Origin of the sequence: Actinomycetospora aurantiaca (assembly GCF_037401875.1) — a bacterium.
Classification (GTDB): Bacteria; Actinomycetota; Actinomycetes; order Mycobacteriales; family Pseudonocardiaceae; genus Actinomycetospora; species Actinomycetospora aurantiaca.
The window spans coordinates 1-6619 of sequence record NZ_JBBEGN010000036.1 but is presented as its reverse complement, the minus strand read 5'-3'; the positions used below and the strand labels follow the sequence as shown (position 1 = coordinate 6619).

Sequence of the window (6619 nt, the reverse complement as noted above, 5' to 3'; positions counted from 1 at the left end):
GGTCCTGACCGGCCCCGCCCCGTCGTCGGGAAGGACTCCCTTCCTGACGGCGGGCCGAGTGATTGACGCTCCCGCCCTTCCTGCGTTGTGATCCACACCACCGACACAACGGGAGTGGGGCGACATGAGCGCGTTCGATCTGACGGACCGCCGGGTCCTGGTGACCGGCGGAGCACAGGGACTCGGCGAGGGCATGGCGCGTGCCCTGGCCGGTGCCGGCGCGGCGGTGATGCTCGCCGACGTGCAGAAGGACGTGGGGGAGCGCACCGCCGCCACGCTGTCCGCGGACGGCCGGACCGCGGGGTTCGTCGCCCTCGACGTCACCGACGACGCGCAGTGGGACGCGGCGATCGCGCACACCGTGCGGGAGCTCGGCGGTCTCGACGTGGTCGTCAACAACGCCGGGCTGGAGGTTACGCAGCTCCTCGTCGACACCGAACCCGACGACGTGCGGCGCATGCTCGAGGTGAACCTGCTCGGCACGATGTTGGGCATCAAGCACGCGTTCCGCGCCATGCGCCCGGGCGGGCCGGCGGGGCAGGGCGGCGCGATCGTCAACGTCGCCTCGGTGGCCGCCACCATCGCGTTCCCCTCGATCGGCGGCTACTCGGCGACCAAGTCCGGCGTCGACCGGCTGACGCGCGTCGCGGCGATGGAGTCCGGCAAGCTCGGCTACGGGGTGCGGGTCAACTGCGTCTACCCGGGCCTGGTCCCGACCGCGATGGGCCAGAAGCTCGCCGTCGAGACCGCCGGTCTCGGACTGTTCGACAGCCCGGAGGCGGCGGTCGGCGCGGTCGTCGAGCTGACGCCGTCCGGCCGGCTCGGCGAGGTGTCGGACATCGCCGACGCGGTCGTCTTCCTGGCCTCCGACGCCGCCCGCTTCGTCAACGGGGCCGGCCTGCCGGTCGACGGCGGCATGGGCATGTGATGCGCCTCGTCGACCACCTGGACAAGGGCAGCTCGCTCGACCCGGACGCGCCCTGCCTGGTCTGCGGCGACGAGGTGGCCACCTACGCCGACGTGACGCGGCTGTCCGGCCGCGTCGCGTCGGCGCTGGTGTCCGGCGGGGTCGCCCCCGGCGAGCGGGTCGCGATCCTCTCGGCGAACGACCCCACCGCGTTCACGTGCGTCTTCGGCATCAGCCGGGCCGGTGCGGTGTGGTGCCCGGTCAACCCGCGCAACGAGGCGGCCGAGAACCGCGAGCTGCTGGAGCTGTTCGGCTGCACGGTGCTGTTCTTCCAGGCCGCGTTCGCGCCCCTGGTCGACGCCATCCGCGGCGCGCTGCCACGGCTGCGCACGCTCGTCTGCCTGGACGGCGACGTCGCGTGGGCCGTGGGGTTCGAGGCCTTCCTGACGGCGGGTCGCGACGATTCGGTCGATCGCGATGCCGGCGACGACCTCGCCATGATCGTCGGGACCGGCGGCACCACCGGCCGGCCCAAGGGCGTCATGCTGACCGGCACGACCCTCGAGTCCATGACCGCGATCACGCTGATGAGCTATCCGTGGCCGGCGGGCGGCGAGCGCCCGGTCTACCTGGCGTTGGCGCCGCTGACCCACGCCGCCGGGGTGCTCTGCTTCCCGGTGCTGCGCCGCGGCGGCGCGATCGTGATCATGCGCTCGCCCGACGTCGGGGGCTTCCTCGACCACGTCGAGCGCCACCGCGTGACGCACACGTTCCTGCCGCCGACGCTGATCTACATGGTGCTGGACCACCCGTCGCTGCCCGGCCGCGACCTGTCGTCGTTGCAGTGCTTCTGGTACGGCGCGGCGCCGATGTCGGCGTCCCGGCTGGAGGAGGCGTGGACGCGGATCGGGCCGGTGATGGCGCAGCTGTTCGGGCAGACCGAGGCGCCGATGATGATCTCGACGATGCCCCCGGCGGACCACGTCCGGCCGGACGGGTCGCTCGCCCGGGAACGGTTGTCGTCCGCGGGGCGGCCCTCGCCGATGGTGACCGTCGCGATCATGGCCGAGGACGGCCGGCTGCTGCCGCGGGGCGAGCGCGGGGAGATCGTCGTGCGGGGGTCGCTGGTGATGCGCGGCTACCTCGACGACCCGGCCGCCACGGCGGAGGCGTCGCGGTTCGGGTGGCACCACACCGGCGACATCGGCTATCTCGACGACGACGACTTCCTGTTCATCGTCGACCGCGCCAAGGACATGGTGATCACCGGCGGGTTCAACGTGTACTCCACCGAGGTCGAGCAGGCGCTGCTCGCGCACCCTGCCGTCGCGGACGGCGCCGTCGTGGGGCTGCCGGACGAGAAGTGGGGCGAGCGGGTCACCGCGGTCCTGCAGCTGCGGCCGGGGAGCACGGTGGACCCGGCGGAGGTGACGTCGTTCGTCAAGGCGCGGATCGGCAGCGTCAGGACACCGAAACAGGTGGAGATCTGGGACGACCTGCCGCGCTCCAAGCTGGGCAAGGTGCTCAAGGCCGAGATCCGGGCGCAGCTGCTCGGCTGATCCCGTCCCTGGAACCGGACGAACGGGTCGTTCATCACGGTCTTGCGTGACGAACGACCCGTTCGTGGGTTCGGGTCAGCGTCCGAGCGGCCTACTTGAAGGCGTCCTTGACCTTCTCGCCGGCCTGCTTGACGTTGGCCTTGGTCTGCTGGGCCTTGCCCTCGGCCGTCAGGGACTCGTTGCCCACCGTCTTGCCGACGGCCTCCTTGACCTTGCCCGCGACCTCGTCGATCTTGTTGTCGGCCTTCTTCTCGCTGCTCATGGGTGAGCCCCTTCCTCCGACGGCTGTGCTCGCCGTGCTGACCGGAGGAGTACCCCGTGCGGGCATCCGTGCTGCACGATCACGGGGAGGTTCCGTCGCAGGAGAGGAGGACCTCATGGCGCGTCGACTGCCCGTCGACCACTACGTGGTGTCCATCGCGGCCACGTCACAGGGCTTCAACGAGTGGCGGGCGAACATCGTCTTCCACACCACGGAGCAGGGCACCATCGCAGACGTCCGGTTCGTGGACGATCCATCCAGCCCGGACCTGCTGCCCGAGGACATCCAGGAGACGGGGCCGTCCCTGTCCTACCTGCCCTACAGCTCCTTCTACGACGTGCTGCGGGCCGTCCGGACCGACGACCTCTCGATCGTGCTCTACGACGACGACGACCGCCTCCTCATCGACCCCGGACGGTGACCGTGACCCAGACCCTGCTCGTGACCGGCGCCGCCGGGCGCATCGGCGGCATGCTCCGCCCGCGGCTGGCCCGTCCCGACCGCGTCCTGCGCCTGCTCGACGTCGCCACCGTGGACGCCCCGGGGGAGCGGGAGGAGGCGGTGACGGCGTCGGTGACCGACCTGGACGCGCTGACCGACGCCTGCCGCGGCGCGGACGCCGCCGTGCACCTCGGCGGCCTCAGCGGCGAGGCGCCGTGGCACGAGATCCTGGACGTCAACATCCACGGCACGTTCACCGTGTTCGAGGCGGCCCGGCGCGCGAGGGTGCCGCGCGTGGTGTTCGCGAGCAGCAACCACGCTGCCGGCTTCCACCCCGCCGTCGACCCGGTGCCCGACGACCTGCCGCCGCGGCCCGACACGCTCTACGGCGTCGCGAAGGTGACCGGCGAGGCGCTCGGCAGCCTCTATCACGACCGCTACGGCCTCGACGTCGTCTGCCTGCGCATCGGCACGTGCATCGAGGAACCGCCGGATGCCCGGGCCCTCGCCACCTGGCTCTCGCCCGACGACGTGGCCCGGCTCGTCGAGGCCGCGGTCACGGTCCGGGCGCCCGGCTTCCGCGTCGTGTGGGGCGTCTCGGCCAACACCCGCCGCCGCTGGTCGCTGACGGCCGCCGCCGAACTGGGGTACCGCCCGGTCGACGACGCCGAGGTCTTCGCGGACCGCGACCTGGTCACCGACCCGTGGACCGACGCCTTCGTCGGCGGCGGCTTCGCCGGCCCGCGGTACGACGAGCCCGGGGTCTGACCTACGGCACCGGTTCCGGGTCGAGCGACGCGTGCGCGGCGATCCGGGCCGCCTGGTCGCGGGCGCTGCGGTGTCCGGGCCGGGTGCGGTCGAGGAAGTCCACGAGCAGGTCGGTGAAGCGGGCGGGGTCGTCCGCGTGCGGGAAGTGGCCCGCGCCCTCGAACAGCTCGAGCCGGCTGCCGGGGATCAGGGCGTGCGCCCGGTGACCGTGCGACACCGGGATCATCGAGTCCGCGGTGCCCCAGACGATCAGGGTCGGGAGGCCCTCGGTGAGGTAGAGCCGGTCGGTGGCCCGTACCCGCTGTCCACCTGGGTCGAGGACGCTGCGGGCGGTGTGCAGGAACGCCTGGCGGTGGTCCGCGTCGGCGAGCGAGGCGAACGACCGCGCCGACTCGCCCACCGACCCGCGCAGGAAGCCGAGGCCGGGCAGCGTGTGCACCAGGCGGCCGACGGCGCCGACGACGTGCCGGTTGCTGAGCACCGGGAGCACCCACTCGGCGAAGGGGAGTGTCGCGGCACGCAGCACCGGGCTCACCTCGCGGCCGAGCCCGCCGGAGGCGACCAGCACCAGCCGGTCGCAGTGCTCCGGGAACTGCAGCGCGAACTGCTGCACCACGCCGCCGCCGAGCGAGTGGCCGACGATCGCGGCGTGGTCGTAGCCCAGGACGGCCAGCAGGTCCCGGATGCCGGTCGCGTAGCCGCCCAGCGAGTAGTCCGCCCAGGGTGCCGACGACGACCCGTGCCCGACCAGGTCGGGCACGATCACGTGGCGGTGGTCGCGGCGTCGCGCGAGCTCGGCGAGGACCGGCTGCCAGGTCGCGGCGCTGCCGGCGATGCCGTGCACGAGGACGACCACCTCGCCCTCGGGATGGGTCCACGGCCCCTCCCCGCCGGCCGGGACGTGGTGGGCCGGGATCGACTCCCAGAAGCCGACCGACTCGCCGTGCACCGTGACGGTGCGCCGTCGCGTCCGGCGCCCGTGCGCCGGGACGGACGTGGGGGTCTGCGTCGTGCTCATGGCTCAGGGGTTCCCGACGGCGGGTGCCCGGTCACGTCCCGTCGTCGTGACGACCGCGACCTGCCCGGGTGTGACGTGCCGGGGGACGATGGGTGAATGGCCGATGTCGCAGCGCACCGCCCGCCCGTCGTCGTGCGGGTGCTCGCGATCGCCGGGGTGGCGCTGGCCGGGGCGGCGCTCGGGGTCGGCGTCTTCGTCCTGGCGTGGTCGGCGGGCCTGCGGCCGTGGCGGTACCCGGGCCTGTCTCCGGTGGTGTCGGTGTCCTATGCCGTCGTCGGCGTCCTCGGCGGTGCGCTCGCCTGGTGGCTGGTGCGTCGCCGGGCCCGGCACCCGCGCACGGTGCTGCGCTGGTCGGTGGGCGCCGTCGTCGGGGTGTCGCTCGGGGCGGACGTCGTCGCCGGGGCGGACGGGCGGTGGCTCGTCGGGCTGCTCGCCGCCGCCGGCCACCTCGCGGTCGTCGTGCTCGCGGTGGCGGTCCTCGCGTGGGCGATGCCGGTCGCGACCGACGACGGGCCGCGCGCGTCGAGGGTCGGCTGGGCGGACGGGCTGGGACGCGGGCCACGTCTGCTGCTGGCGCTCGGGCTCGTCGTGGTGGCGGCGGTGTGGGTCGCGGTGAACAAGGCCGTGGAGGGGCCGACGCTGCTCGTCATCACCTCACGGCACGGGCTGACGGTCGCCGACCTGCTGTCCGTGGCGGCGCTGGTCACCGCCGGCCACCTCGTCCGGCCGCGATCGGCCGTCGCCGTGGCGTGACGGCCCGCGTCAGACCGACGCGAGCACGGTCTCGGCGAGGTCGACCGCGGGCGGAGGGTGCGGGCCGGGCTCGTCGGCGGTCGCGCGCAACCACGCGACCAACGGCGCGGCGATGGCCGGGGCGGTCGCGACGATCCACGGTGCGGTGCCCGCACGGGCCTCGGCGACGTGCTCGGAGTGCCCGTCGGCGTCCGTCGCGACGACCTCGGGCCGGCTCGCCAACAGGCCGCGTGCGCTCCATTGACCCTGCGGCGCCCGGGCGGCGAGCCGCTCCAACCGGTCGGCGGCTCGTCGGAGCGTCTCGGCGGTCGAGTCGATCACGGTCCTCTTGGTACCCGTTCCCGGTCACCCGGCAGGCGGCGGATCCTCCGGACGTTCCCGCTCGTAGATCCGCCGCAGGATCTCCTCGTCCTCCGTCGGCGGCCCGTCGCCGCGGTCGAGGCGGCCGAGGACGACGCGTTGCCACACGGCCATCACCGCGTCGTGCTGCGCCGGCTTCAGGGCGTCCTCGACGGCGTCCGAGAGCGCAGCGTCGGGATCGGTGTCCTCGGGGTCGGTGTTCTCGGGGCCCGGGTCGTCGGTCACGGCCCACCTCCGGGGTGTGGGAAACCTCCAGGATGACCCCGCCGTCCGCTGCCGTCGAACCGATCACGACCGTCCGGCGCTCCTAGAAGGGCGGCTCGTCGTCGTCCGGATCGGGTGGCGGGTGGTGGCGGTGCCGGAGGTCGTGCCAGGTGGCCTGTGCGGCGTCGGTGATGCGGCCGTGCTTGTTCGGGCGGGGTCGCCAGGGCCGCGGCGGTCTGGGCGTGTGCCAGGGGCCGGTGACGCCGGTGTCGTGTCGCGGTCTCGGGATCGGGGGCAGGGGCTGGTAGCGGGGTGGGTGGATGGTGTGGTGGCAGCCGGTGGGGGAG

General features: G+C 73.7%; 10 protein-coding genes. 5 read left to right on the top strand and 5 right to left on the bottom strand.

What is annotated here, in order from left to right; all coding sequences use genetic code 11:
* The first annotated feature begins 124 nt into the window (after positions 1-124).
* Together WCD74_RS29765 and WCD74_RS29760 are read left to right on the top strand one after the other, a co-directional pair.
* Positions 125-928: an SDR family NAD(P)-dependent oxidoreductase gene (locus WCD74_RS29765; RefSeq protein ID WP_337698559.1), complete on the top strand. Its 804-nt coding sequence runs from the start codon at positions 125-127 to the stop codon at positions 926-928.
* Complete coding sequence (locus WCD74_RS29760; RefSeq protein ID WP_337698558.1) at positions 928-2466, top strand: acyl-CoA synthetase; 1539 nt, start codon at positions 928-930, stop codon at positions 2464-2466. The genes WCD74_RS29765 and WCD74_RS29760 overlap by 1 nt, the downstream gene beginning before the upstream one ends.
* 91 nt (positions 2467-2557) lie before the next feature.
* Here the strand turns inward: WCD74_RS29760 and WCD74_RS29755 are convergent, their stop codons facing one another.
* A complete protein-coding gene (locus WCD74_RS29755) occupies positions 2558-2728 on the bottom strand; it encodes a CsbD family protein (protein WP_337698557.1) in 171 nt (56 codons plus the stop codon).
* 115 nt (positions 2729-2843) lie between these two features.
* Here WCD74_RS29755 and WCD74_RS29750 point away from each other — a divergent pair, with 115 nt between their 5' ends.
* Together WCD74_RS29750 and WCD74_RS29745 are read left to right on the top strand one after the other, a co-directional pair.
* A complete protein-coding gene (locus WCD74_RS29750; RefSeq protein WP_337698556.1) occupies positions 2844-3149 on the top strand; it encodes a hypothetical protein in 306 nt (101 codons plus the stop codon).
* A 2-nt stretch (positions 3150-3151) separates the two neighbouring features.
* Positions 3152-3937, top strand: a complete 786-nt coding sequence (locus WCD74_RS29745; RefSeq protein ID WP_337698555.1) for an NAD-dependent epimerase/dehydratase family protein — start codon at positions 3152-3154, stop codon at positions 3935-3937.
* Position 3938: 1 nt separating this feature from the next.
* Here the strand turns inward: WCD74_RS29745 and WCD74_RS29740 are convergent, their stop codons facing one another.
* The gene (locus WCD74_RS29740; RefSeq protein ID WP_337698554.1) at positions 3939-4955 is read right to left on the bottom strand and encodes an alpha/beta fold hydrolase; all 1017 of its coding nucleotides are present in this window, start codon (positions 4953-4955) and stop codon (positions 3939-3941) included.
* Between the two features lie 96 nt (positions 4956-5051).
* On the opposite strand from WCD74_RS29740, the gene WCD74_RS29735 reads away from it, so the two are divergent.
* The gene (locus WCD74_RS29735; RefSeq protein ID WP_337698553.1) at positions 5052-5708 is read left to right on the top strand and encodes a hypothetical protein; all 657 of its coding nucleotides are present in this window, start codon (positions 5052-5054) and stop codon (positions 5706-5708) included.
* A 9-nt stretch (positions 5709-5717) separates the two neighbouring features.
* Here the strand turns inward: WCD74_RS29735 and WCD74_RS29730 are convergent, their stop codons facing one another.
* The 3 genes from WCD74_RS29730 to WCD74_RS29720 form a co-directional block, all read right to left on the bottom strand.
* On the bottom strand, positions 5718-6029 hold the full coding sequence (locus WCD74_RS29730; protein WP_337698552.1) for a hypothetical protein: 312 nt from the start codon (positions 6027-6029) through the stop codon (positions 5718-5720).
* Between the two features lie 24 nt (positions 6030-6053).
* Complete coding sequence (locus WCD74_RS29725; protein ID WP_337698551.1) at positions 6054-6293, bottom strand: hypothetical protein; 240 nt, start codon at positions 6291-6293, stop codon at positions 6054-6056.
* 82 nt (positions 6294-6375) lie between these two features.
* On the bottom strand, positions 6376-6619 hold a 244-nt coding region (locus tag WCD74_RS29720; protein ID WP_337698550.1), incomplete at its 5' end, for a hypothetical protein.

Excerpts from the sequence above, each read along its gene's own strand:
- WCD74_RS29755 (WP_337698557.1), bottom strand. The coding sequence starts at position 2,728 with ATGAGCAGCGAGAAGAAGGCCGACAACAAGATCGACGAGGTCGCGGGC.
- WCD74_RS29740 (WP_337698554.1), bottom strand. The coding sequence starts at position 4,955 with ATGAGCACGACGCAGACCCCCACGTCCGTCCCGGCGCACGGGCGCCGG.
- WCD74_RS29735 (WP_337698553.1), top strand. The coding sequence starts at position 5,052 with ATGGCCGATGTCGCAGCGCACCGCCCGCCCGTCGTCGTGCGGGTGCTC.
- WCD74_RS29750 (WP_337698556.1), top strand. The coding sequence starts at position 2,844 with ATGGCGCGTCGACTGCCCGTCGACCACTACGTGGTGTCCATCGCGGCC.
- WCD74_RS29760 (WP_337698558.1), top strand. The coding sequence starts at position 928 with ATGCGCCTCGTCGACCACCTGGACAAGGGCAGCTCGCTCGACCCGGAC.
- WCD74_RS29765 (WP_337698559.1), top strand. The coding sequence starts at position 125 with ATGAGCGCGTTCGATCTGACGGACCGCCGGGTCCTGGTGACCGGCGGA.